Annotated in this window: 21 protein-coding genes; 14 read left to right on the top strand and 7 right to left on the bottom strand. The window is 74.0% G+C overall.

The genetic code is table 11. The features are described from left to right. The first annotated feature begins 12 nt into the window (after window positions 1-12). Both ACGFNI_RS13835 and ACGFNI_RS13830 read left to right on the top strand, forming a co-directional pair. Entirely contained in the window at window positions 13-1,209 is a 1,197-nt protein-coding gene (locus tag ACGFNI_RS13835; RefSeq protein WP_393683515.1) for an acyl-CoA dehydrogenase family protein, read from the top strand. Further along, entirely contained in the window at window positions 1,209-2,276 is a 1,068-nt protein-coding gene (locus ACGFNI_RS13830; protein WP_393683513.1) for a Zn-dependent alcohol dehydrogenase, read from the top strand. The genes ACGFNI_RS13835 and ACGFNI_RS13830 overlap by 1 nt, the downstream gene beginning before the upstream one ends. Before the next feature lie 37 nt (window positions 2,277-2,313). On the opposite strand, the gene ACGFNI_RS13825 is transcribed toward ACGFNI_RS13830, so the two are convergent. Next, window positions 2,314-2,946 (bottom strand): flavin reductase family protein, encoded by a 633-nt coding sequence (locus ACGFNI_RS13825; RefSeq protein WP_393683878.1) that lies wholly within the window; start codon window positions 2,944-2,946, stop codon window positions 2,314-2,316. A 244-nt stretch (window positions 2,947-3,190) separates the two neighbouring features. Here ACGFNI_RS13825 and ACGFNI_RS13820 point away from each other — a divergent pair, with 244 nt between their 5' ends. The 3 genes from ACGFNI_RS13820 (at window position 3,191) to ACGFNI_RS13810 (ending at window position 4,801) form a co-directional block, all read left to right on the top strand. Further along, entirely contained in the window at window positions 3,191-3,757 is a 567-nt protein-coding gene (locus ACGFNI_RS13820) for an RNA polymerase sigma factor (RefSeq protein WP_393683511.1), read from the top strand. After that, the gene (locus ACGFNI_RS13815; protein WP_393683509.1) at window positions 3,754-4,452 is read left to right on the top strand and encodes a hypothetical protein; all 699 of its coding nucleotides are present in this window, start codon (window positions 3,754-3,756) and stop codon (window positions 4,450-4,452) included. Before ACGFNI_RS13820 ends, ACGFNI_RS13815 begins: the two co-directional genes overlap by 4 nt. A gap of 139 nt (window positions 4,453-4,591) precedes the next feature. After that, on the top strand, window positions 4,592-4,801 hold the full coding sequence (locus ACGFNI_RS13810) for a hypothetical protein (RefSeq protein ID WP_393683508.1): 210 nt from the start codon (window positions 4,592-4,594) through the stop codon (window positions 4,799-4,801). A gap of 108 nt (window positions 4,802-4,909) precedes the next feature. On the opposite strand, the gene ACGFNI_RS13805 is transcribed toward ACGFNI_RS13810, so the two are convergent. Both ACGFNI_RS13805 and ACGFNI_RS13800 read right to left on the bottom strand, forming a co-directional pair. Next, window positions 4,910-5,791, bottom strand: a complete 882-nt coding sequence (locus ACGFNI_RS13805) for an enoyl-CoA hydratase/isomerase family protein (protein WP_393683506.1) — start codon at window positions 5,789-5,791, stop codon at window positions 4,910-4,912. A gap of 34 nt (window positions 5,792-5,825) precedes the next feature. Next, window positions 5,826-8,081 carry an acetate--CoA ligase family protein gene (locus ACGFNI_RS13800; RefSeq protein WP_393683504.1) on the bottom strand — a complete coding sequence of 752 codons (2,256 nt, stop codon included), beginning with the start codon at window positions 8,079-8,081 and terminating at the stop codon, window positions 5,826-5,828. Window positions 8,082-8,464: 383 nt separating this feature from the next. Here ACGFNI_RS13800 and ACGFNI_RS13795 point away from each other — a divergent pair, with 383 nt between their 5' ends. Together ACGFNI_RS13795 and ACGFNI_RS13790 are read left to right on the top strand one after the other, a co-directional pair. Then, entirely contained in the window at window positions 8,465-8,914 is a 450-nt protein-coding gene (locus tag ACGFNI_RS13795; protein WP_393683876.1) for a Zn-ribbon domain-containing OB-fold protein, read from the top strand. 92 nt (window positions 8,915-9,006) lie between these two features. Next, window positions 9,007-9,495: a GNAT family N-acetyltransferase gene (locus ACGFNI_RS13790; protein WP_393683502.1), complete on the top strand. Its 489-nt coding sequence runs from the start codon at window positions 9,007-9,009 to the stop codon at window positions 9,493-9,495. A gap of 115 nt (window positions 9,496-9,610) precedes the next feature. On the opposite strand, the gene ACGFNI_RS13785 is transcribed toward ACGFNI_RS13790, so the two are convergent. Continuing rightward, window positions 9,611-10,303, bottom strand: coding sequence for a pyridoxal 5'-phosphate synthase (locus tag ACGFNI_RS13785; protein ID WP_393683500.1), 693 nt, complete (start codon window positions 10,301-10,303; stop codon window positions 9,611-9,613). 146 nt (window positions 10,304-10,449) lie between these two features. Between ACGFNI_RS13785 and ACGFNI_RS13780 the strand changes: the two genes are divergently transcribed. Then, the gene (locus tag ACGFNI_RS13780) at window positions 10,450-11,223 is read left to right on the top strand and encodes a VOC family protein (protein ID WP_393683499.1); all 774 of its coding nucleotides are present in this window, start codon (window positions 10,450-10,452) and stop codon (window positions 11,221-11,223) included. A 393-nt stretch (window positions 11,224-11,616) separates the two neighbouring features. After that, the gene (locus tag ACGFNI_RS13775; protein ID WP_393683874.1) at window positions 11,617-12,765 is read left to right on the top strand and encodes a macrolide family glycosyltransferase; all 1,149 of its coding nucleotides are present in this window, start codon (window positions 11,617-11,619) and stop codon (window positions 12,763-12,765) included. A gap of 99 nt (window positions 12,766-12,864) precedes the next feature. Here ACGFNI_RS13775 and ACGFNI_RS13770 read toward each other — a convergent pair whose 3' ends face one another. Continuing rightward, window positions 12,865-14,049 (bottom strand): acetyl-CoA acetyltransferase, encoded by a 1,185-nt coding sequence (locus tag ACGFNI_RS13770; RefSeq protein ID WP_393683498.1) that lies wholly within the window; start codon window positions 14,047-14,049, stop codon window positions 12,865-12,867. A 188-nt stretch (window positions 14,050-14,237) separates the two neighbouring features. On the opposite strand from ACGFNI_RS13770, the gene ACGFNI_RS13765 reads away from it, so the two are divergent. Further along, window positions 14,238-15,491, top strand: a complete 1,254-nt coding sequence (locus ACGFNI_RS13765; protein ID WP_393683496.1) for an acyl-CoA dehydrogenase family protein — start codon at window positions 14,238-14,240, stop codon at window positions 15,489-15,491. Then, window positions 15,488-15,961 carry a nitroreductase family deazaflavin-dependent oxidoreductase gene (locus ACGFNI_RS13760; RefSeq protein ID WP_393683495.1) on the top strand — a complete coding sequence of 158 codons (474 nt, stop codon included), beginning with the start codon at window positions 15,488-15,490 and terminating at the stop codon, window positions 15,959-15,961. The genes ACGFNI_RS13765 and ACGFNI_RS13760 overlap by 4 nt, the downstream gene beginning before the upstream one ends. Before the next feature lie 372 nt (window positions 15,962-16,333). Here ACGFNI_RS13760 and ACGFNI_RS13755 read toward each other — a convergent pair whose 3' ends face one another. After that, entirely contained in the window at window positions 16,334-16,981 is a 648-nt protein-coding gene (locus tag ACGFNI_RS13755; protein ID WP_393683493.1) for a TetR family transcriptional regulator, read from the bottom strand. A gap of 95 nt (window positions 16,982-17,076) precedes the next feature. Between ACGFNI_RS13755 and ACGFNI_RS13750 the strand changes: the two genes are divergently transcribed. From ACGFNI_RS13750 to ACGFNI_RS13740, 3 genes are all read left to right on the top strand, one after another. Further along, entirely contained in the window at window positions 17,077-17,319 is a 243-nt protein-coding gene (locus tag ACGFNI_RS13750; RefSeq protein ID WP_393683491.1) for a hypothetical protein, read from the top strand. A gap of 79 nt (window positions 17,320-17,398) precedes the next feature. Then, window positions 17,399-18,163, top strand: a complete 765-nt coding sequence (locus tag ACGFNI_RS13745; RefSeq protein ID WP_393683490.1) for a VOC family protein — start codon at window positions 17,399-17,401, stop codon at window positions 18,161-18,163. 652 nt (window positions 18,164-18,815) lie between these two features. After that, window positions 18,816-21,389: a PQQ-binding-like beta-propeller repeat protein gene (locus ACGFNI_RS13740; protein ID WP_393683488.1), complete on the top strand. Its 2,574-nt coding sequence runs from the start codon at window positions 18,816-18,818 to the stop codon at window positions 21,387-21,389. Window positions 21,390-21,417: 28 nt separating this feature from the next. Here ACGFNI_RS13740 and ACGFNI_RS13735 read toward each other — a convergent pair whose 3' ends face one another. After that, entirely contained in the window at window positions 21,418-22,467 is a 1,050-nt protein-coding gene (locus ACGFNI_RS13735) for a hypothetical protein (RefSeq protein WP_393683486.1), read from the bottom strand. Window positions 22,468-22,571: the final 104 nt, after the last annotated feature.

Genomic DNA, 22,571 nt, shown 5'->3' with positions numbered 1-22,571 from the left:
GGGGAGGCTGGGATGGACTTCGGGTTCGGGAGCGCGGAGGACGGGTTCCGCGGTGAGGCCAGGCAGTGGCTCCAGGAGCGTCTGGCGGGCCCGTTCGCCGCGCTCGCCGGCCGCGGCGGGCCCGGCAGCGAGCACGAGGACGCCGCGGAACGCCGGGTGTGGGAGCGGGAGTTGGGGGCCGGTGGCTGGATCGGCATCGGCTGGGACCGTGCCAACGGCGGGTACGGGAACCGTGCGGCGAGCCTGACCCAGCAGGTGGTCTGGGCCGAGGAGTACGCCCGCGCCAGGGCGCCCGGCCGGGTCGGGCACATCGGCGAGAACCTGCTCGCGCCGACGCTGCTGGCCTTCGGGGACGCGGCGCAGCGGGACCGTTTCCTGCCCGCCGTCGCCCGCGGTGAGGAGCTGTGGTGCCAGGGCTACTCCGAGCCGGACGCCGGCTCCGACCTGGCCGGACTGCGTACGGCTGCGGTGCGGGACGGGGCGGCGTACCGGATCACCGGGCAGAAGATCTGGACGTCGCTGGCCGCCGAAGCCGACTGGTGCTTCGTCCTCGCCCGCACCGACCCGCGCGAGCGCCGCCGCCGCGGGCTCTCCTTCCTGCTGGTGCCGATGGACCAGCCGGGACGGATCGAGGTGCGGCCGATCCGCCAGATGTCGGGCACGGCCGAGTTCAACGAGGTGTTCTTCGACGGTGCGGTCGCCGACGCCGGGCACGTGGTGGGCGGCGAGGGCGCCGGCTGGCGGGTCGCGACGGGCCTGCTGGCCCTGGAGCGCGGGGTGTCCACCCTCGTCCAGCAGATCGGCTTCGCCGCCGAGCTGGACGAGGTGATCGGCGAAGCGGTCCGCTGCGGCGCACTCGACGATCCCGTACTGCACGGGCAACTGGTACGCCAGTGGGCCGAGTTGCGGGTGATGCGGTGGAACGCGCTGCGGACCCTGGGCGCGGCGGGCGGCCCCGGGGCGCCCAGCGTGGCGAAGCTGCTGTGGGGCGGCTGGCACCAGCGGCTCGGCGAACTGGCCATGCGGGTACGCGGCGCCGCAGCGACGCTCGGCCCGGCCGACTGGAGCCCCGCCGCCCCCTACGCACTCGACCCGCTGCAACGGCTGTTCCTGTTCACCCGGGCCGACACCGTCTACGGCGGCTCGGACGAGATCCAGCGCAACATCATCGCCGGGCGCGTGCTCGGCCTCCCCCGACTGGAGAACTGATGAGAGGCGTCATCTTCGACGGCGAGAAGCCCCGGGTCGTGGACGACCTGGAGGTGCGCGACCCCGGTCCTGGCGAGGTGCTGGTCGCGATCGAGGCGGCCGGGCTGTGCCACAGCGACCTCTCGGTGGTGGACGGGACCATTCCGTTCCCGGTGCCCGTGGTGCTCGGGCACGAGGGCGCCGGGGTGGTGGAGGCGGTGGGCGCGGGGGTCGGCCACGTCGCGCCCGGTGACCGGGTGGCCCTGTCGACGCTGGCGAACTGCGGGACCTGCGCGGAGTGCGACCGGGGCCGGCCGACGATGTGCCGCAAGGCGATCGGGATGCCGGGTACGCCGTTCCGGCGGGGCGGTGAGGCGCTGTACCAGTTCGCCTCCAACTCGGCCTTCGCCGAGCGCACCGTCGTCAAGGCCGTGCAGGCGGTGAAGATCGACCCGGCCGTCCCTGCGGCTTCGGCCGCGCTCATCGGCTGCGGGGTGCTGACCGGCGTCGGGGCGGTGCTCAACCGCGCGAAGGTGGACCGCGGTGACTCGGTGGTGGTCATCGGGACCGGCGGCATCGGCCTGAACGTCCTCCAGGGGGCGCGGATCGCCGGGGCCTCGGTGATCGTCGCGGTGGACGCGAACCCGGCGAAGGAGGCGGCGGCGCGGCAGTTCGGCGCGACGCACTTCATCGACGCGTCCGCCGTGCCGGACGCGGTCAAGGCGGTGAAGGCGGTGCTGCCGACCGGCGCCGACCACGCCTTCGAGTGCGTGGGCAGTACCCGGCTGATCCGGCAGGCGGTGGACGTGCTGGACCGGCACGGCCAGGCGGTGCTGCTGGGTGTACCGCCGGCCACCGCCGAGGCGTCGTTCCTGGTGTCGTCGATGTATCTCGACAAGTCGATACTCGGCTGCCGCTACGGTTCCTCGCGGCCACAGCGTGACATCGCGCTCTACGCCCGGATGTACCGCGAAGGACGGCTGCTCCTCGACGAGTTGGTGACCTGCACCTACCCGGTGGAGGACTTCGCGAAGGCGGCGGACGACGCCCACCACGGACGGGTGGCGCGGGGCGTGCTGGTCTTCTGAACGGCCTGCCCCCGGGTGGCCGCCCGGGGGCTCTTCGCTACAGAGCGCCGAAGCCGCCGAAGGCGCCGCGGTGGAAGAGGAGCGGTCCCGCGTCGGCCGCTGCGGGGTCCGTGCCGAGCGCGTCGACCCGGCCGACGACGATGAGATGGTCGCCCCCGGTGTGCACCGCCTGGATGGTGCAGTCGATCCAGGCCGGCGCCTCGGCGAGACGCGGCGAGCCGGTCGCGGGGGCCGGTGTGTGCCGGACCCCGGCGAACTTGTCGGCGCCGCTGACCGCGAACTGCCTGCACAGCGGCCCCTGTTCCGCCCCCAGGATGTTGACGCAGAACACCCCGGCGCGGGCGATCCGCGGCCAGGTCGTGGACGTGCGGGCGACCATGAAGGTCACCAGCGGGGGATCGAGGGAGAGCGAGGCGAAGGACTGGCAGGCGAACCCGGCCGGTCCCGCGGCGTCCGCTGTGCTCTCCGCGCTCTCCGGTTCCGGCGTCGTGATGACCGTGACGCCGCTGGCGAAGTGCCCCAGGACGTCCCGGAATTCGGCCGGGTCCAGAGGGGCGCGTTCGTCGTCGCGTACCGCGCGCAGGGCGGGGCGTGGTGGTGCGGTGGCGGGTGCGGCGGCCGAGGTCGGCGCACCCGCCGAGCGCAGATACCGCACGGCCGTGGCCGCCATTCCTGCATGTCCCATCATGCCCCCATTGAAGCTGATGGTGCGTCAGATGGGAAGCGTCAGGAAGTCCCAACGGGCAAGGGAGGAACCAGGGTTGACCCTCAAGGGTGGTTTGGGGGGACCTCAGGGGTGAGGCAGGGGCCGATTCGGGGCGATCGGTGCCATACCCCTGGTTGGCTGCCTGCCGTACGGGTAGCCTCCACCCCGGCCGCGCCCGTAGCCGAGCAACGGGGGAGAGTTCCGGTTCATGGCCGATGTGACGCCGTCGTCATCCTCGTCTGCCGCGTCACCGACCTTCGACGAGGTCTTCTGCGGGCTGTTGCCCCGGCTCTACCGGCGGGCGGTGATGCTGGCCGGCTCGCGACAGTCCGCGGAGGATGTGGTGCATGAGGCCTACCTCAAACTCGCCGTACGTCCGCAGCGCTTCCTCGCCCACCCGGAGCCGTACGCGTACGCCTTCACCGCCGTACTCAACGTCGCCAGGGACGCCTACCGCAAGGACAGCAGGCAGGTGCTGGTCGACGCGGTCGAGGGGTTCGACGACGCCGCGTCCGGCGACGGGGAGGCCGGCGGCGACTGGGACGGCGGTCTCGGCCGCCGGCACGCCGAGCTGGAAGCGGTGCGGATGCTGGGCACCCTCTCGCACCGGCAGGCGGGCATCGTCATCCTCGTCGACCTCGACGGCTACACCATCGACCAGGCCGCCAAGATCATGAAGGTGCACCGTGGCACCGCGGCCCGGCATCGCGCCCGCGCACTGGACAGGCTCCGCGCGCACCTCGTTGAATCGGAGCAGGGACGGGCGGGGAGGTGAACGGCACGGTGGGCACGGGCCGGCGGTACGGCGGTGACGCCGAGGACGGCGCCGGTCCCGACGCACGCGCCGGGCGGGGCGGCGGGGGTGCGGGCGGCGGCACCGGCGCCTCCGGGGGCGGCGGCGGGGACGACATCGAAGCGCTGCTCAGGGAGCGGCTGCGGCAGGCCGACGAGCGGATCGAGATGCCGCCCGGACTGTGGTCCAGGATCCGGGAGACGGCGCCCGAACAGCGGCGCCCCGAAGCCGTAGCGCTGCCGCGCCGCAGACCGTACGCCGTCGCCTTCGCGGTCGCCGCCACGGTCGCCGCCGTGGCGCTCGGGGCGTGGTGGATGGTGCGCCCCGGCGGCGGCGCGCTTCCCTCGCCCGCGAAGAGCCCGGCCGTGCCGGTCACGGTCTACAACACCGAGTCCGTGTGCCGCGAGACCCGCACCCTGGAGTGCGCCCTGCGGCTGGCGAAGGACCCGCACGCGCGCTACGCGGCGCGGGACAACACCGCGGGCCGGGTCTGGCACGGCGACGTCCTGGAGGCCCACTGCGTGGTCACCGATGGCCGGATGGTCCGCGACGAACAGGGCCTGACCTCCACCCGCTGGTACCTGGTCACGACCGGGGAAGGCGCGCGTGGCTGGCTGCCGGGGGTGCGGACGCGCAACACGCGAGAGGTGCCGGTGTGCCCGGCGGGAGAGGCGTGACCGGGGCGCACGCGGGCCCGGGTGCGGCCCGGGGTGGCGACGCGCGGTGTGACGCGGGTCACTTCTGGTGAGGTCATACGGAGCAGATGGTTCAACCGTGTACAGAGTGCTGCAATCGCACTACGCGGGGAGTTGAGTGATGAGGGTACGCGGCAGGTTCCCCTTCGCCGTCGGTGCCGGAATCCTCACGGCCGGCCTTCTGGGGGTCGCGGGCGCCGCCACCGGGGGCCCGGCCGGAGCGGACGGTCCGGTGGCGCGGGCGGCCGAGGAGGCACAGGCCGAGCCAGGGGCCGCCACCGGGCAGGCGGTCGCCCCGGCCCGTTCGGCCGTACCGGCGTCGTCTCCCTGAGGGCGGGGCGGAAGCCGGGCGGTCCTGGAGACGCGAAGCACCTGTGGTGGCAGGGCGGTCCGCCCCGCCACCGGCAGAGGCGGCGCGCCCACCGCCCTCCGGTACGGCTCACCGCCCCCGGTACACGGGGCTGCGGCGCGCCACGAAGGAGGCGACACCCTCCTGGGCGTCCGCGGTCGTCATGTTGAGTTCCTGGGCGGTGGCCTCGGCGGCGAATGCGGTGCTTCTGCCGGCGTCGAGCGAGGCGTTGACCAGCTGCTTGGTGAGCGTGATGGCGCGGGTGGGGCCGGCTGCGAGACGCTCGGCCCACTCCCGCGCGGTCTTCTCCAGCGCGTCGTCCGGTACGACCCGGTTGACCAGACCCAGCCGTTCGGCGTCGGAGGCCGGCAGCGCGTCGCCGAAGAACATCAGCTCCTTGGCGCGCTGCGGCCCGATCAGCCTCGGCAGCAGGTAGGCGCCGCCGCCGTCCGGCACCAGGCCGCGGCGGACGAACACCTCGATGAACCGCGCCGATTCGGCGGCCAGCACCAGGTCGCAGGCGAACGCCAGATGCGCGCCGAGACCGGCCGCCGTGCCGTTCACCGCGGCGATCACCGGCTTCTCGCAGTCCAGCACCGCGCCGATGAAACGCTGCGCGCCGCTCCGGATCAGCCGCGCCACATCGCCGGCCACCCGCTCACCGGGACGGGCGGCCGGTGCGCCCCGCAGGTCGGCGCCCGCGCAGAAGCCCTTGCCGGTCGCGGTGATCACCACGGCCCGTACGTCCGGGTCGGCCGAGGCGTCGGCGAGCCGGCCGATGAGGTGTTCGCGCTGGTCGTGGGTGAGGGCGTTCATGGCTTTCGGCCGGTTGAGGGTGAGCCACGAGACGCCGTTGTCAGTGGTGTGCAGTATCAAGGAATCAGCGGGTGCCGCGGCGGGGGTGTCCGGTGTGCGGGTGTCCGCGGCGCCCGGGGTGTCCGGGGGTTCGGGGGAAGCGGGGGTGTGGGTCATGGGGGTACGGCTCCAAGGGGCGGGTCCGGGGCGGTCAGTGGCAGACGGCCAGCGCGTCGAGCGCCACGGCGCCCTGGCCGCTCGGCAGCAGCACCAGCGGGTTGATGTCCAACTCCGCGAGCCGCCCGTCCAGTTCGAGCGCCATCCGCTGCACCCGCAGCACGACCTCGATCAGGGCGTCGACATCCGAGGGCGGGGCTCCCCGTACGCCGTCCAGCAGGGCACGGCCGCGCAGTTCGCCGAGCATGGCGCGGGCCTGGTGCTCCCCGAAGGGCGGCACACCCACCGCGACGTCCCGGAGTACCTCCACGAGGACGCCGCCGAGCCCGACGGTCACGGTCGGCCCGAAGAGGCTGTCGTGAGTGACGCCGACGACCATCTCGACCCCGCGCTCGATCATCTGGCAGACCAGTACGCCGTCGAGGGGGACGTCTTCGTAGCGCGCGATGTCGGTCAGCTCGCGATAGGCGTCGCGGACCTGGCTCGCGGAGGTCAGGCCGACCTTGACGAGACCCAGCTCGGTCTTGTGCGCGAGCTGCGGCCCGGACGCCTTCATGACGACCGGGTAGCCGACCTGGCTCGCCGCGCGGACGGCCGCGGCGGCGCTGGTGACGAGCTGTTCGCGCGGGACGCGAATGCCGTAGGCGCGCAGCAGTTGCTTCGCCGCGTGCTCGCTGAGCTGCTCTCCCGGGCGCATCAGTGCCTGCGCCTTGCGCGCCGAAGGCGAGAGCGTGCGCGGGGCGTCGTCGAAGGGGGAGCGGTAGCCGGCCGTGAAGCGGTGGTGGTCGAGGTAGGCGCGGACGGCCGTGATGCAGTTGGCGAAGGTGCGGAAGGTCGCCACCCGCGAGGAGCCGAGCAGGGTGCTGCGGTAGGCGTCCTCGGTGCCGACCGGCGAGCCCCACACCACACACACCAGCTTGTCGGTCTCCTCCGCCGCGTCGACGAGATCCTGCGCGAGCTTGTCGCTCATCGGCGGGAAGGGCCCGGTGATCGGGCAGATCAGAACGCCGACGGACGGGTCGGCGAGGATCGCGTCGATGATCTTGCGGCCCCGCCAGTCGCCGACCGGGTGCCCGCCGTTGTCGATCGGGTTGGCGACGTGGAGGTACTCCGGTATCCACTGGTGCAGCTCGGCCTGCTTCGCGTCCGTCAGGGTGGGCAGCCGCAGCCCCGCGGCGGTCGCCAGGTCCGAGAAGTGGGCGCCGGTGCCCCCGGAGATCGAATAGACGGCGACCCCCTCCGCGGCCGGCGGCTTGGCGCGGGCCAGCAGGGCGGCGGTGTCCTGGAGTTCGTCGAGACCGTCCACCCTGATGACGCCGAACTGCCGCATCGCGGCGTCCACCACCCCGTCCGCGCCGGTGAGTTTGCCGGTGTGCGAGGCGGCCGTGCGGGCGCCGGTCTCGGTGCGGCCGACCTTCACCGCGACGACGGGCACCTTCTGTCGGGCCGCGTGATCGGCGGCGAGCAGGAAGCTGCGGCCGTCCTTGAGCCCTTCCACATACGCGGCGATGGCGCCGACCTCGGGACGGGAGGCGAAGTAGGAGAGGAAGTCGGCGGTTTCCAGATCGGCCTCGTTGCCGGTCGGGGCCCAGTGGGAGAGGCGGATGCCGAGTTCCTGGAGGGTGAAGACGGGACGGCCCTGGTGGCCTGACTGGGTGATCAGGGCGATGGCGGGCCCTTCGAGGTCCTCGCGGAACTTCTCGAAGGCGTTGAGGTTGGTGTTCGGGCCGAGCAGCCGCAGGCCGGAGCGCCGCACGGCATCGGCCAGCCGTTCCTGCGCGGCGGCACCCTCCTCGCCGGTCTCGGCGAAGCCGGAGGCGAAGGCGACCGCGAACTTCACCTTCGCGTCAGCCAGTTGCTCGATGACCGGTACCGGGTCGCCGACCAGCAGCACGGCGAGATCGACCGGCTCGGGGAGGTCGGCGATGGCCGCGTGGCAGGGCAGCCCGAAGACGCTCCGCCGCCCCGGGTTGACCGGGTGCAGCCGGGCGCCGACCCGCTCGGACCAGGCGATCAGCTGCCGGGTGATGCCGGTGTTGGGGCGGCCTTCGGTGTCGGACGCGCCGATGACGGCCACCGAAGCGGGCCGGAAGAAGCGGTCCAGGTCCGGCACCGGGGCGTGCAGCGGGCGCCCGCTGACGTCCACGTCCGCCGTACCGTCGGCGCGCTGCCCGCCGCCGTCGGCCGGATCGGCCACGCCGTGGACGGTGTGAGGTGGTTGCTCCCCGCAGGCCACGACGCGGGCCGGCCGGGAGTGAGTGCTGAGGGTGCCGTGAGTCGATCCAAGCATCGCAGAGGCCCGCTCCTGTGTGACGGCTCTCATTACCTGACGCCCAGTCAGATTACTGAACTGACGTCATGTCAGGAATGGGGCTGCACGGTAAAGCTTCGCGGCGCGCGCGGGGTCGCTCCCTCCGCGCCCCGCCTCTTGCGTACCCCGCCGGGCATCCGCTGAACTGACCTGACGGAAAACTGATGCAGCGTCAAAAAGGCGTTAGTGGTGGGCAGGAAGGGAAGGGCGTGGCCCGGCCGCGCGCAACGGTTCCTGGCGCGGCGAGTGCGGACGGCGGGAGGGCATACGTGAGGCAGACCGGCGAGGCGGAAGCCGCGGGGAAGCGGGGCGGCGAGGCCGAAGGTGCGGGGAAGCGGGGCGCGACGCGGGGCGGCGGGGCGGTGGCGCGGTTCGACCTGCCGGAGGCCGACGCATTCACCCGCACGTACTGGGACGCGGCCGGCGAGGGGCGGCTGCTGCTGCGCCGCTGCCGGGCCGAGGGGTGCGGGGCGGCGCACCACTACCCGCGGGAGTTCTGCCCGTACTGCTGGAGCGAGGACGTCGAGTGGCAGCCGGCCTGCGGTCGCGCCACCCTCTACACCTGGTCCGTCGTCCACCGGAACGACCTGCCGCCGTTCGGCGGCCGGACCCCGTACGTCGCGGCGGTGGTCGACCTTGCCGAGGGCCCCAGGATGATGACCGAGGTCGTCGACTGCGCGGCGGACGACCTGCGGATCGGCATGCCGCTGACGGTCCGCTTCCGCACGGAGGGCGGGGACGGTGACCCCGGCGCGGAAGCCGGGGGCGGCGGCTGGGCCGTCCCGGTGTTCCGGCCGGCGGAGGGGGCGTAGGGCAGAGGGGTGCAGGGGGAGGGGGCCGTTGTCCCGCCCTGGTCCGTGGATATCCGGTGGCGGGCGTCCGGATCACCACGGATGCTGTGGCGATGCTGATCCGAGAAGCGACCGCGGCCGACTGGCCCGCCATCTGGGAGTTCTTCCGTGCGATCGTCGCGGCCGGCGAGACCTACACCTATCCGCGCGACCTCGACGAGGACGGTGGGCGCGAGATCTGGATGCTCCGCCCGCCGGGCCGTACGTTCGTCGCGGTGGACGAGGACGGGACGGTGCTCGGCTCGGCCAAGATGAACCCCAACCAGCTGGGCGCCGGCTCGCACATCGCGGGCGCCAGTTTCATGGTGGACCCCCGTCGGGCGGGCCGCGGCGTCGGGCGGGCGCTGGGCGAACACGTCCTGGAGCGGGCCCGCGCCGAGGGGTACCGCGCGATGCAGTTCAACGCCGTCGTGGAGGCCAACACCGGAGCCGTGGCCCTCTGGAAGTCCCTGGGCTTCACGATCCTGGCCACCGTCCCTGAGGCGTTCCGGCACCCGGACAAGGGATTCGTGGGGCTGCACATCATGTACCGGGAGCTGTGACACGGCGACGGGGCGGGCGGGAGGCCCGGCGTCCGTCCGCCCCGCCCCGTTCCGCGGTCCCGCCCCGCCCCGTTCCGTGGTCCCGCCCCGTTTCACGGTCCCGGCCGCGCCCCCGTCACGGCCACAGCAGATCCTGCCGCCAACTCCCGCCCTCCCGCAGGTAGTTGAGCCGTACGTGCCGCCGTCGCGCGTCGCCCTGGAAGAACTCGACCTCATCGGGGTGCAGCAGGTACTCCGTCCACCCCGGTGCGGCGGCGCCCGGCTCGCGGTGCGCCCGTTCCCAGGCGGCGTCCGATGCGCGGGCCAGTTCATCCGTCGAGCCGAGCGCCTCGCTCTGCCGTCCGACCAGCGCCGCGGCCAGCGCGCCAGGGGAACGCCGGTGCAGCGCCGCCTGGCTCTCCTCGGCGCCTGCCTCGCTCACCGTCCCGTGGACGCGCACCTGCCGCCCGACCACCGGCCAGTAGAAGCCGAGGGCGGCCCTGGGGCGGGCGGCCAGTTCGCGGCCCTTGCGGCTGCCGCGGTGCGAGCCGAAGTGCCAGCCGCGCTCGTCGGCGTCGTGCAGCATCACGGTGCGTACGGACGGGTTTCCGGCCGCGTCGGCGGTGGCCAGCGCCATGGTGTGCGGCTCGGGCTGGCCGGCTGCCGCGGCCTCCCGCAGCCACTGCCGGAAGAGCGGCAGCGGCGCGTCCGGCGCCCGGGACACGTCGAAAGCGGGCAGCTCGTGGTCCCAGACCCGCAGCCCCCGCAGCAGCGCGCGGAAGGCGTGGGACTCGGCGGTTTCCTGGTCATCTGCACGGTGATCGGCCATGCCGGGCAGCGTACGGCGGACACCCCGGGCGGCCGGGGCCAGGAGCAACGAGGACACCTCCTGTCCGCATCCCTGGCTACCTTCGGGCACCGGGGCCGCGTTCCGAAGCCGCGCCCCGGTCCCGTGCCGGAGCGAAGGAGCGCGTCATGAGCGTCGTCAGCGGTAACCAGCCCTACGGAACGCCGACTTGGCTCGATCTGGGGGTCGCCGAACCCCGCCGGGCGCGGGACTTCTACCGCGCGCTGTTCGGCTGGGAGTACGAGGAGCGGACGGCCGCGACCGGTCCTTACACGATGTGTCTGCTGCGCGGGCGGCGGGTGGCGGCGCTGCGGCCGGTGGCGGCCACGGATGCCGCGGGCGAGTCCTGGTGGACGGTGTACCTCGCGGCGGACGACTGCGCGGCGGCCGTCCGCCGGGTGACGGGGGCCGGGGGCACCGTGCTCCAGCCGCCGACCGATGTCGCGGGGCTGGGGCGGGCGGCCGTGGTCGAGGATCCGGTGGGGGCGCGGTTCGGCCTCTGGCAGGGACGTACGCACCCCGGCTGCGCCCTCGTCAACGAACCGGACACACTGGTGCGCAACGACCTCTCCGCCCCGTCCCCGGAGCCCGCCCGCCGCTTCTACGCGGCCGTGTTCGGCTTCACGCTGGACGGCAACAAGGACTTGCCGGACGCCGATTTCACCTTTCTGCGGCGGCCCGACGGGCACGAGATCGGCGGCATCTTCGGCGATCCGGGTGGCGCGGCGGCGCGCTGGCGGACCGTGTTCGAGGTCGCGGACACCGACGCGCTGCGGGCCCGCGCGGTGGCCGCGGGCGGTACGGCAGGCGCGTCGCAGGACACCCCGTACGGGCGGATGGCGGAGGTCACCGACCCCTTCGGCACCGCCTTCGGTGTCATCACCCGACGGCCTGCCCGGTAGGACGGCGTGCGCAGCGGCGGCGGGCAGGTGACGCGAGCGGTCCGGCTGCGGGCCGTGCGCCGGACCGGGTGCCGTGCGCCGGGCCGGGTGCCGTCCGACAGCGGCCCGGAAAATCATTGGCCCGCTGTCGGACGGCGGCGCTACTGTCCTCGCATGCATCTCTTCCAGATCTACGGCTGACACCGCAGCGGGCGCAACGTCCCGCCCCCGCCCGCACCCTGGCGCGCAGCGCGCCCGTGGCCGGCTTCGCCGTGCCCGCGCCGCCGCTGCCCGGGGCCGTCGGGCTGCCGTGTCCCCCTGCCGTATTTCTGACCCGAAGGAAGTCCCGTGCCTGAGCGCACCCCGCACCACCCCCGTACGTCTCCCGTCGGCCGCCGTCCCGCCCACATCGCGATGGTCGGTACGCCGATGGTCAGCCACGTGCTGCCCAGCCTGGAGATCATCCGCGAGCTGGTGGCCCGCGGCCACCGCGTGACGTACGCCAACACCGACCACGCGGCCGGGCTGATCGCGCCCACCGGCGCCGAGTTCGTCCGCTACACCTCCACCCTCCCGGTGATCGACAATGCCTGGCCGCAGGACCCGGTGGCGGCTGCCTCGCTCTTCCTCGACGACGCCATCGCGGTGCTCCCGCAGCTGCACCGGGCGTACGACGAGGACCCGGCCGACCTCTACCTCTACGACATCGGCGCCTACGCGGCCCGCGCGCTGGCGGAGGCGCAGGGCCGGGACCTCGTCCAGCTCTCCCCGACCTTCGTGGCCTGGGAGGGAATGCAGGAGGAGGCCGGCGCGATGTTCGCCGGGCTTCCGGGGGCCGATGTCTACCAGCGGCGGTTCGCCGAGTGGCTGGCCGGCTGCGGTGCGGCCACCACGGACGTGGACACGTTCGTCGGCCGGCCCCGGCGGGCCCTGGCGATGATCCCGCGCGCCATGCAGCCGCACGCCGGCCGGGTCGACGCGGACGTCGTGACGTTCGTCGGACCCTGCTTCGGCGACCGCACGGACCAGGGCGGCTGGACGCGTCCGGCCGGCGCGGAGAAGGTCCTGCTGATCTCGCTGGGCTCGGCCTACACCCGGCAGCCCGAGTTCTACCGGCAGTGCCTGGCGGCCTTCGGCGGTCTGCCCGGGTGGCATGTGGTGCTGCAGATCGGCAAGTACACCGACCCGGCGGAGCTGGGCGCGATTCCCGGGAACGTCGAAGTGCGGTCCTGGGTGCCGCAGGTGGCGATCCTGGAGCAGGCCGACGCCTTCGTGACGCACGCGGGGATGGGCAGTTGCAGCGAGGGGCTGGCGAGCGGGGTGCCGATGATCGCGGTCCCGCAGGGCGCCGAGCAGTTCGTGAACGCCGACCGGCTCGTCGAGCTGGGAGTCGCCCGTCGCATCGACACCGCCGACGCCACGGGGGATGCGCTGCGTACGGGCCTGCTGGAGCTGCTGGCCGACCCGGACGTGGCCGCACGCTCGGCCCACCTGCGTGCGGACGCAAGCGCGGAGGGCGGCGCCCGGCGCGCGGCCGACCTCATCGAGGAGCGGCTGGGCTGAGGGCGGGCGACCCGTAAGGGGCCGCGGGGCGACCCGCGGCCCCTGGGACACGGGGGTGGGACGGCCCTTACGGGACGCGGCCCCTTACGGGAAGCGGCCCTAGCCCGTCCCCAACACCACCGTCCCCGATGAGCAGAACCAGCCGCCGGTGCCCGACGCGACGGCGAGTTGCGGCAGCCGGCCGCCGGGTTTGTGCACCTGGCGGCCGGGTCCGGCCTCGCCGCGAAGCTGGCGCACGGCTTCGACCAGCAGGAACAGGCCGCGCATGCCGGGGTGGCAGGCGGCCAGGCCCCCGCCGTCGGTGTTGACGGGCAGCTCGCCGTCCCGCAGCAGCCGCCCCGTCCCGACGAACGCGCCGCCCTCGCCCTTGGCGCAGAAGCCCAGGTCCTCCAGGGTCACCAGCGTCATGTAGGTGAAGGCGTCGTACAGTTCGGCGATGTCGATCTCCGACGGGCGGACCCCGGCGCGCGCGAAGGCGAGGCGTCCGGACTCCGCGGCCGGCGAGACGGTGAAGTCCGGCCACTCCGACATGGTGGTGTGCGAGACGGCGGTGCCGGATCCGAGCACCCACACCGGGGGCTTGGCGAGGTCGGGCACCAGGTCGTCGGCGACGAGCAGGACCGCGCAGCCGCCGTCGGACCGTATGCAGCAGTGCAGTTTGGTGAACGGGTCGGCGATCATCGGCCCGGAGAGCACCTCGTCGACGGTGACCGGGTCGCGGTACATCGCGTCCGGATTGCCGACCGCGTTGGCCCGCGCCTGGACCGCGATCTGCGCCAACTGCTCCAGCGTGGTGCCGTATTGGTGCATGTGACGGCGGGCGGCCATCGCGTATTTGGCGATCAGGGTGTGCCCGTAGGGGACTTCGAACTGGAGGGGGCCGCGGGAGCCGAAGGAGAGGTTGGCGGTGCGGCGCTTGGCCTTGAGGTCGGCGCGGGCGGTGGACCCGTAGACGAGGAGGACGGCGCGGGCGTGCCCGGCGGCGATCGCGTCGGCGGCGTGCGCGGCCATCACCTCCCAGGTGGCGCCGCCGACCGAGGTCGAGTCCACCCAGGTGGGGCGCAGTCCGAGGTAGTCGGCCACCTCGACGGGGGCGAGCGTGCCGAGGCCGGCCGAGGCGAAGCCGTCGATCACCGACCGGTCGAGTCCTGAGTCGGCCAGTGCCCGGCGGGCGGCCTGGGCGTGCAGCGCGTAGGGGGTGGCCTCGTCCACGCGCCCGCAGTCGGACAGGGCGACTCCGGCGACGGCGACCCTGCGCTTCCCGTAGGGGTTCCCTGACGTCATGAATCTGACGGTACATCAGATATCGGGGTCGGGGCAGGGGGTCTGCGGGCGCCTCGGGGAGGTGGCGTGATGAGCGGGCGAACCCTAGGAAAGTCGGGCCCGCGTCCTTACTATGACGGCCCGTCAGTTCCGTGGACGGTTCCCGTCGGACCGGACGGGAGCGGTCCGCGGACGGGAGGAGTCCGCCGATGGATGCCGCGTTCACCGATGAGCAGGAAGCGATCCGCCGCACCCTGCGCGCACTGCTGGCCGCACACTGCGGCCCTGACGAGGTCAAGGCCGCGGCCCGTACCCCGCACGGCTACGACGAGGAGCTGTGGCGGCGGCTCGCCGGGCAGCTCGGACTCCCGGGCCTCGCCCTGCCCGCCGCGTACGGCGGAGCGGACTGCGGACCCACCGAACTCGCCCTGGCCTGCGAGGAAACCGGCCGGGCGCTGCTGCCTTCGCCGCTGGTCGCGACCGCCGTACTGGCCGCGCCGCTGATCCTCGCGCTGGGCAGCGAACGGCAGCGGTCCGCGCTGCTGCCCCGGCTCGCCGCCGGCGAGCTGACCGGGACGCTGGCCGTACCGGGCGGACGGCTGGCCACCGCGCTGGCGCTGACCGGCCCCAACGACGGCGGCTGGGCCGGCGGCGGCCGGGCGGGCGGCATCCAGGCGCGGCGGCGCGACGGGTGGTGGGTGCTGTACGGCGAGGCGGGGCAGGTCCTGGACGGCCACACGGCCGACGTCCTGCTAGTGGCCGCGCACACCGGCGGCTTCGCGCGCAGCCGCACCCGGCTCTTCCTCGTGCGGGGTGACGCGGCGGGCCTTTCACGCACCCGGCAGACCGTGCTGGACGAGACCAGGCCGCAGGCGCGGATCGAACTGCGCGAGGTGCAGGGGGAGTTGCTGGGGGATGAGGCGGAGCGCGGGCCGGAGGACGGGCTCGCGGCCGTGGGCAGGACCGCCGCTGCCGCGCTGGCGGCCGAGGCGGTGGGCGCGGCCGACGCGGCACTCACCCGCACCCTCGCCCACGTCCAGGACCGGGAGCAGTTCGGGCGGCCCATCGGCGCCTTCCAGGCGGTCCAGCACCGGCTCGCCGACCTGTACGTGGCGGTGCAGGCGGCGCGCTCGGCGGCCTACTACGCGGCCTGGGCTGCGGGCGCCGCGCCCGCGGGCGCCGTCGAACCCGGCGCCGGGGCACTGGCGCTGGCGCAGGCGCTGGAGGCGCTGCGGGCGGTGGCGGCCGACGCGGTGCAGCTGCACGGCGGCATCGGCTTCACCTGGGAGCACGAGGCGCATCTCTACTTCAAGCGCGCGGCCTGCGACGAACTGCTGCTGGGGCCCGTGCACCGGCTGCGCGCGCGGGCCGCGGACGAGGCCGGGCTGTTCGTCACCGGAGCCCGCGACGGGACACCGGGTGCGCGCGGCGGCGCCGGGGCGCGAGCGGCGGCCGGCGCGTGAGGGCGCGCGGCGAGCGGCTGGTGCAGTCGGTGTCGTCGACGCGTGCCTTCGCGCGGATCGCCCCGCACGTCGTCCCCGCGCTCGACCGCACGGTCCACCGGCTGACCCGCGGCAAGGTCCTGCTCAGCGCGCGGATGCTGCCCGGGGCGATCCTGACCGCGACCGGCGCGCGCAGCGGCCTGCCCCGGAGTACGCCACTGGCCTGCCTGCCCCAGGAGGACGGCGGCTGGCTGCTGATCGGCAGCAACTTCGGCAGGCCAGGGCACCCGGCGTGGACCGGGAACCTCATCAAGCACCCGGAGGCGGAGGTGAATTGGCGCGGGCGCGACCTTCCGGTACGGGCCCGGCTGCTGGCGGGCGAGGAACGGGAGCGTGCCTGGTCGGCCGCGCTCGCGTGCTGGCCGCCGTACGCCGCGTACCAGTCGCGGGTGGACCGGGAGATCCGGCTCTTCCGGCTGGACCTGCGGTGACGCTGACAGGGGGCGACGCGGGGCAGGGAAGGGCACGGAAGGGCCGGAGAAGCGGTGGCGCGGGCGGCGCGGGCCCGCCGGAGCCCTGAGCCGCGGAACGCGGCCGTCGTCGGGCGGGACGGACGCCTGCGGTACCGGCCTTCCGAGGGCCGGGCGCCCGCGGCCGTCCGGCTGAGGGCGGCAGGCGGCCACCCTGGCAGGACGGTGGGGAACTCCCGCGGCACGGCCGGGGAGTGAGCGCCGCCGTGACTGCACGGCAGTGCGCTCGGCCGGGGGCCGCGCTCCCGGCGGCTGCGCCGGCGCCGGGGAGCGACGCCGCGTGCGGCAGCGGTGCGCGAGGGCCCGTCGGCGGGGGACGAACGGGGCCCGCGGCTACTTCGTCGGCTTCTTGCCGGTGATGCCGAGGTGCACGAGCAGCGCCAGATTCGGCTTCAGTTCGGCCTGCTTGACGCCCCAGCTCTGGAAGCCCTTCTGGTGCCCGGCGACCGCTGCCAGCATGGCGACGAGCGAACCGGCCATGGCTGCCGCGCTCACCTCCTTGTCGACCTTGTTCTTGCCCTGGAGCTCCTGGATGGACTCCGTGAGCGAGTTGGTGACGGCGTTCAGGATCTTCATGCGGATCTTGTAGAACCGCTTGTCGCCCTCTGCCGCGCCCAGGTCGATGACGCGGAGGATCGCGTCGTTCTTGCGCCAGAAAGAGAGGAATCCGTCGACGAGTTCCTCGGCCGCCTGCCAGCCGGATTTGCCCACCCAGGAGCGCCCGGCGACAAGGTCGGTGAGTTGTGCGCCTTCTTTGGCCATCTCCTCGGCGATTTCGAGGACGGCGCCCTCAACGTCGGGGAAGTACTGATAGAACGTAGCGGGTGAAGTACCCGCTTTTCGGGCCACGTCGATGACCTTGACGTCCCGGTACGGGGATGAACTGAGCATGTCGCTGAGGCAGTCGAGAAGCTTCTGCCGCGTGGCCTGCCCGCGGCGGCCGGCAACTCTGCCGTCGACGGTTCGCACTTGTCCTGTCATGCCGTCAGCTTACCGAGGGGTGATCGGAGCGCGATTTGGCTGCCTGCAAATGGGGACGGGGGAGTTCGCGCGCATCGGTCCCGGTTCCTTCTGACGTGGCGGCGGTGCGCAAGGTATCCAAGACGGCGCTTTCCGGGCGTATCCGGGGCGAGCGGGACGGGTGTCGCCGAGGCGGCGCGGGCTTCGCCGCGGTGAATGGCGCGGTATCGGTACGGGAAAAGGCCGATTGGTCCGAACCGGTGAATCACCTTATCAACAGCCTGTGGAAAACTTCGGTGGACAACGCGCCACAAGTGGCCGTCGGCGGCGGCCCGTTGAGTCGTGCGGCAGCCCGCTGATACGTGCCGGATTTCACATTGATCCACCCGTTCGATTTCCTGCCGGGCGCGCTCGCGGATTCGCCACTAGCGTGGCCGCATGACTGCATTCGCGGACGGCGCACCCTGCTGGGTCGACGTACTGCTGCCGGATCTCGACGCGGGAAAGCGTTTCTACGGCGACCTCTTCGGCTGGACCTTCGACGAAGGCGCCGCCGAATTCGGCGGGTACACCCAGGCGTTCCGCGACGGCAGGAAAGCGGCCGGGCTGATGCCCCGCAGCGACGAGACGATGCCCACCGCATGGGGCATTTTCTTCGCGACCTCCGATATCGGGCGCACCGAAACCGCGGTCAGGGAAGCCGGCGGCCGGGTCCTCCACGAGGCGGTGCCGGTCGGCGACCTGGGCTCGATGCTGATCGCCGCCGACCCCGCAGGGGCGGTCTTCGGCGCCTGGCAGGCCGGGGCGCACACGGGATTCGAGATCGCAAGGCAGCCCGGCAGCTACGTCTGGATGGGGCTGAACACCCGTGACCCACAGGCCGCCGACGCCTTCTACGCCCAGGTCTTCGGCTTCGCCGGGGCCCGGGAGGCCCCGATGGCCAGGCCGGGCTTCCTGCCGTGGCGACTGCCGGGCCAGGAACGGGAGATCGGCTGCCGGATCGCGATGGACGCGTCGGTGCCCGCCGACCTGCCGTCGCACTTCACGGTCTGCTTCCTCGTCGACGACATGGCCGAGGCGATCCGCACCGCGACGGGGCACGGCGGCGAGGTGGTGGCGCGGCCCGAGCGGTCCCCCGGCGGCCCGTTCGCGGTGTTCCGCGACAATCAAGGCGCCACCTTCGGTGTCATGGCCCCGAAATAGCCGTGGACACCGCAGAATTGGGGGAACGGCACGGGCGACGGCGGGGAGTGCATGACCAGCAGGCAACGGGGGCGCGTCGGCGCCGCACGGACAACGGGACGGCCGAAGGCGCGGGACGCGGCGCCCGGATCCGCGGGCTCGCGCCGGAATCCCGGGGGCGCGCGGGAGCGGAGACCCGCCCCTCAGGATCCTGAGGGGCACAGACGGGTGGGGCCGAGACGGGTGGGGCTGCCGATACGGAGCGCCGGAGCCGGGCCCGTGCGGTAGCGGTGACGTCTCGGCCCACGCGTTGGCCCACGCGCGGGGCCGCCGGGCGGGCGGTGGGCGCACGGGCCGTGTAAGGGCGCGGCGGGTTCTCGCCCGCGTCCCGCAACCGATCGGTAACCCCCGGGCAATCACCCGCCGATGGACGTATCCGTGCACGTCAGGCGAGGGTTGATAACCCCGGGTAACGGTTTCGCTGCGTACTGCTGAAGGCGGGCCGGGGTGCGGCGGCCGGGCCCCGGGTTCGCCACCGTCGGCTAGGCCAGGAAGAATCAGCTCGCGTACGGCCGTTTCGGCCAGGCGATGAGACGCTGCTCGGGGCAGTGGCTCTCGGCGGCTCGGTGCTTTGGAGAGTCTCTTTTACGCCCCACGGGGAGGTGGCAGGCAAGTGGTGGAGCAGCTGACGCAGCTGACGCAGCACGATCCCCGGCGGATCGGCCCGTTCGAGGTGCTCGGCCGTCTCGGGGCCGGCGGCATGGGACTGGTCTATCTGGCGCGCTCGGCGTCCGGCCGGCGCGTGGCGATCAAGACGGTGCGTACGGAACTCGCCGAGGACCAGCTGTTCCGGGTCCGTTTCACCCGCGAGGTCGAGGCGGCCCGCGCGGTGAGCGGCTTCTACACCGCGGCGGTGGTCGACGCCGACCCGCGTGCCGCGGTGCCCTGGCTCGCGACCGCCTACGTGCCGGCCCCCTCGCTGGAAGAAATAGTCAATGAGTGCGGGCCGCTGCCGGCCCAGGCGGTGCGGTGGCTGGCGGCCGGGATCGCCGAGGCGCTGCAGTCCATCCACGGCGCGGGTCTGGTGCACCGTGACCTGAAACCGTCGAACGTCCTGGTGGTCGAGGACGGCCCCCGGGTGATCGACTTCGGCATCGCGTCCGGGGTGTCCAACACCCGTCTGACGATGACCAATGTGGCCGTCGGCACGCCCGCGTACATGTCGCCCGAGCAGGCCCGTGACTCCCGCAGTGTCACGGGCGCCAGCGACGTCTTCTCGCTCGGCTCGACGCTGGTGTTCGCCGCCACCGGACACGCGCCCTTCCACGGCGCCAACCCCGTCGAGACGGTCTTCATGCTGCTGCGCGAGGGCCCCGACCTCGCCGGGCTACCGGACGAGCTGCGGCCGTTGCTGGAGTCCTGCATGCAGATGGAGGCGGCCCACCGGCCGTCGCCCGCCGACCTCCAGTCGCAGCTCGCACCGCACCTCTTCGGCTCCGGCAGCGACGACAGCGGCACGGCGTCGGCCTGGCTGCCCTGTGGCGCCGTGGCGCTCATCGAGGGGCGGCGCGGCGGCCGTTCGTCCGTCCCCAGGAACAGCCAGCGCGCGGGTGCCGGCCGTGCCGCGGCGCGCCCCGCCGAGCCCCGGGCGGTGCCGCCGCGCCCCGCCAACGCGCCGCAGGCACAGCCAGGCTGGCCGGGACAGGTCGCCGCGGGCCCCGGTGCGCACCGCGGCGCCGACCCGCGCGGCGCCCCGCTGCCGCAGGGCTCGCTCGGACCGGAGGCGTCGGCCCGTGCGACGCCGGTCTCCGTCGCGCCGCCCGTGGGCGCGCAGGCACCTGCCGCCGCGCTCTCCGCGCCGCCCGCCGCGCCGCCCGAGGCGGATGGGGTCGGCGGCCCGGTACGGCTCGGCGGTTCGCCCGCTCCGATAGGGCCTGGTCCGCGGGCCGCCGACGGCCGCGACCCGCAGCCGCGCGGGCAGGCAGGCGCGGCGACGAACTGGGTACGACCACCCGGCGCCGCCGCGCCCGGTGTGCCGGGCCAGGGCGGCGAGGCCCAGGGCGCGGCCCGGCAGGACGCGCCGCCCGCGCCGAGTGAGCCGCCCGGCGCGGAGCCGGGGCGCTGGCGCCCGTGGCGGTTCCGGATGTCGAACGACGTGTGGGGCACCCCCGCCGTCGCCGGTGACCTGCTCTACGTCACCTCGTTCGAGGTGCACGCGCTCGATGTGGCAAGCGGGCGGCGGAAGTTCAAGACCCGCGACGTGGCGTGGGCACTGGCGGTGGCCGACGGCCGTATCCACGCGTCGGACGGGCCGAGCCTGTACGCGCTGGACGCGGACGACGGCACCGAACGCTGGCGGCTGCACACCGAGGGCTGGGTCTACGCCCTGTCGGCCGACCGCGGCACCGTCGTCACCAGCACCCGCGGTGGCACCGTCCAGGCGTGGGAGGCGGGCACCGGCGAACTGCTGTGGGAGACCGGCGGCGTCCAGACGGACTTCGAGACGGCCGACGCCGCCCCGGTGGTGCACGGCGGCACGGTGTACGTCTGGGCCGACGCCAGGCTCAAGGCCCTGGAGGCGCGGACCGGCGCCGAACGCTGGTCGTACCCGGTGGGTGACGCGGCGGCCTGCGGCGGCGTCCCGATGCGGCTGACGGCGGCGCCGGACGGCACCGTCTATGTCGTCGCGGGGGCCAGGGTGCTGGCCATCGACAGCGCGCGCGGCGACGTGCGCTGGCACTTCGAGGCGCCCGCGGTCTTCCTGAGCCCGCCCGCCTTCGCGCCGGGGCCCGCCGTCACCGGAGGCGGCGTCTATCTGGCGGACTACCTCGGCACGGTCTACGCACTGGACGCCGCCGACGGCCGCGACCGCTGGCGGATCGCCACCGAGGCGCGGCAGTCCGCCGAACCGGTGCTGGTCGCGCACGGCGCCGTCCACCTGGGCAGCGGCAAGGCGCTCTACACCCTGGACGCCGTGACCGGCACGCCGCGTTGGCGGTTCCAGGCGGGCGCCGAGGTGATCGGTTCGCCGGTCGTCGCCGAGGGCCGGGTGCACTTCGGCTCCGCCGACCACTGCCTGTACACGCTGGACGCGATGGGCGGTCAGCTGCGCTGGAAGCTGGCCACCGGAGGCGAGATCACCGGTTCTCCGGTGGCGGTGGGCGGCGTGGTGTACGCGTGCAGCAAGGACCGCTGCGTGTACGCGCTGGACGCGGCGCGGGGGACGGGCCTGGCGCGACGGACGTGAGGCGGCCCGGGGGACACCGTCCGCCGGGCTATTCCCGTTCGTCGCGGGGGTGTTGGGGCCCGGATCCGGATCCGTCGTCCGGCGGGGAGGCGGGGCGCTGCACGGTGTCGTCGAGCGCCCGGTCGTCACCGGCGCCGGCGGCGGGGTGTGCCCGCGGGTGCTGCACGGTGTCGTCGCTGTCCACCTGCGGCTGCTGAACCGTCGGGTCGGGTTCCGCTTCGCCGTCCCCGTCGGGGGAGCGGTGTGCGCCGCTGTGCCGGGGCGGCAGGCCCTCGGGGTGCTGCCGCAGGTCCTTGGCCCACTGCACCGGCGGCGTGGGGTGCTGCTGCGCGGCCCGGACGTCCGGCTGTCTCTCCGGGGGCTGCCGGGTGTCCTGGGACGGCGCTGCCGGGCCGGGCCAGGGGGCGGCCGACGCGCCCTGCCCTGCGGGGGTGCCGGGCGGTCCCGGCGTCCACTGCTGGGCCGGTGGCCGCCCCGGATCCCACGGCTCGGGCGGGTAGGGCTCCCGCATCCCCTGCCGGCCGTCGCCGTACCGCCCCTGGTCGTACCGGCCCGCTTCGTACCCGTCGGCGTGCCGTCCGCCGCGGTGCCGTCCGCGGCCGTGGCGTGGTGCGTCGCCGCGGTAGCGCGGCGGTCGGCCGCGCATCACCAGCGCGCCGATCAGCAGCAGCGCGCCGCCGCCCAGCGCGTAGGCCACGCCGGTGCCCAGGCCATTGTGGCCCGCGGTGAGACTGCCGGCCGCCTGTCCCTGGCGGATCATCCACAAGATGGTGAAGCCGCACACCACCACCGCCGCCGCGGCGACCACGGCCCGTGCGCGCAGTGCCACCCCGATCAGGGTCAGCAGGGCGGCGAATGCCATGGGGAGCAGCAGCGAAGCCGGCAGTGGCGCGGAGGCGGTGGTGAGGCCGCCGAAGAGGTCCTCGATGCGGACGTCGCGTCCGTGACGGCCGTCGTACCAGGGACGGAAGGGGCTCCAGACGGCGGCCGTCGCTCCTACGAGGGCTATCAGGGATCCGATGACGTTGCGCACCACGGGCGTCGCCTCGCTTCGGGTGGTCCTGATGTCCTCCGTCACCGACGCTACGCCTGCCCGTCGGCCCCCGCGAGACATGTCCGCGACGGACGGTCAAGCCCTGTGGACGGGTGTCATGGCCGGTGCGCGGAGCCGTCCGCGGCGGT

Source organism: Streptomyces sp. NPDC048644 (assembly GCF_043199105.1).
Taxonomy (GTDB): Bacteria; Actinomycetota; Actinomycetes; order Streptomycetales; family Streptomycetaceae; genus Streptomyces.
The sequence above is the reverse complement of the archived record's forward strand: the minus strand, read 5'-3'. Positions and strand labels throughout refer to the sequence as shown.

Excerpts from the sequence above, each read along its gene's own strand:
- ACGFNI_RS13835 (WP_393683515.1), top strand. The coding sequence starts at position 13 with ATGGACTTCGGGTTCGGGAGCGCGGAGGACGGGTTCCGCGGTGAGGCC.
- ACGFNI_RS13830 (WP_393683513.1), top strand. The coding sequence starts at position 1,209 with ATGAGAGGCGTCATCTTCGACGGCGAGAAGCCCCGGGTCGTGGACGAC.
- ACGFNI_RS13825 (WP_393683878.1), bottom strand. The coding sequence starts at position 2,946 with ATGGCGGCCACGGCCGTGCGGTATCTGCGCTCGGCGGGTGCGCCGACC.
- ACGFNI_RS13820 (WP_393683511.1), top strand. The coding sequence starts at position 3,191 with ATGGCCGATGTGACGCCGTCGTCATCCTCGTCTGCCGCGTCACCGACC.
- ACGFNI_RS13810 (WP_393683508.1), top strand. The coding sequence starts at position 4,592 with ATGAGGGTACGCGGCAGGTTCCCCTTCGCCGTCGGTGCCGGAATCCTC.
- ACGFNI_RS13805 (WP_393683506.1), bottom strand. The coding sequence starts at position 5,791 with ATGACCCACACCCCCGCTTCCCCCGAACCCCCGGACACCCCGGGCGCC.
- ACGFNI_RS13800 (WP_393683504.1), bottom strand. The coding sequence starts at position 8,081 with ATGCTTGGATCGACTCACGGCACCCTCAGCACTCACTCCCGGCCGGCC.
- ACGFNI_RS13790 (WP_393683502.1), top strand. The coding sequence starts at position 9,007 with ATGCTGATCCGAGAAGCGACCGCGGCCGACTGGCCCGCCATCTGGGAG.
- ACGFNI_RS13785 (WP_393683500.1), bottom strand. The coding sequence starts at position 10,303 with ATGGCCGATCACCGTGCAGATGACCAGGAAACCGCCGAGTCCCACGCC.
- ACGFNI_RS13780 (WP_393683499.1), top strand. The coding sequence starts at position 10,450 with ATGAGCGTCGTCAGCGGTAACCAGCCCTACGGAACGCCGACTTGGCTC.
- ACGFNI_RS13775 (WP_393683874.1), top strand. The coding sequence starts at position 11,617 with ATGGTCGGTACGCCGATGGTCAGCCACGTGCTGCCCAGCCTGGAGATC.
- ACGFNI_RS13770 (WP_393683498.1), bottom strand. The coding sequence starts at position 14,049 with ATGACGTCAGGGAACCCCTACGGGAAGCGCAGGGTCGCCGTCGCCGGA.
- ACGFNI_RS13765 (WP_393683496.1), top strand. The coding sequence starts at position 14,238 with ATGGATGCCGCGTTCACCGATGAGCAGGAAGCGATCCGCCGCACCCTG.
- ACGFNI_RS13755 (WP_393683493.1), bottom strand. The coding sequence starts at position 16,981 with ATGACAGGACAAGTGCGAACCGTCGACGGCAGAGTTGCCGGCCGCCGC.
- ACGFNI_RS13745 (WP_393683490.1), top strand. The coding sequence starts at position 17,399 with ATGACTGCATTCGCGGACGGCGCACCCTGCTGGGTCGACGTACTGCTG.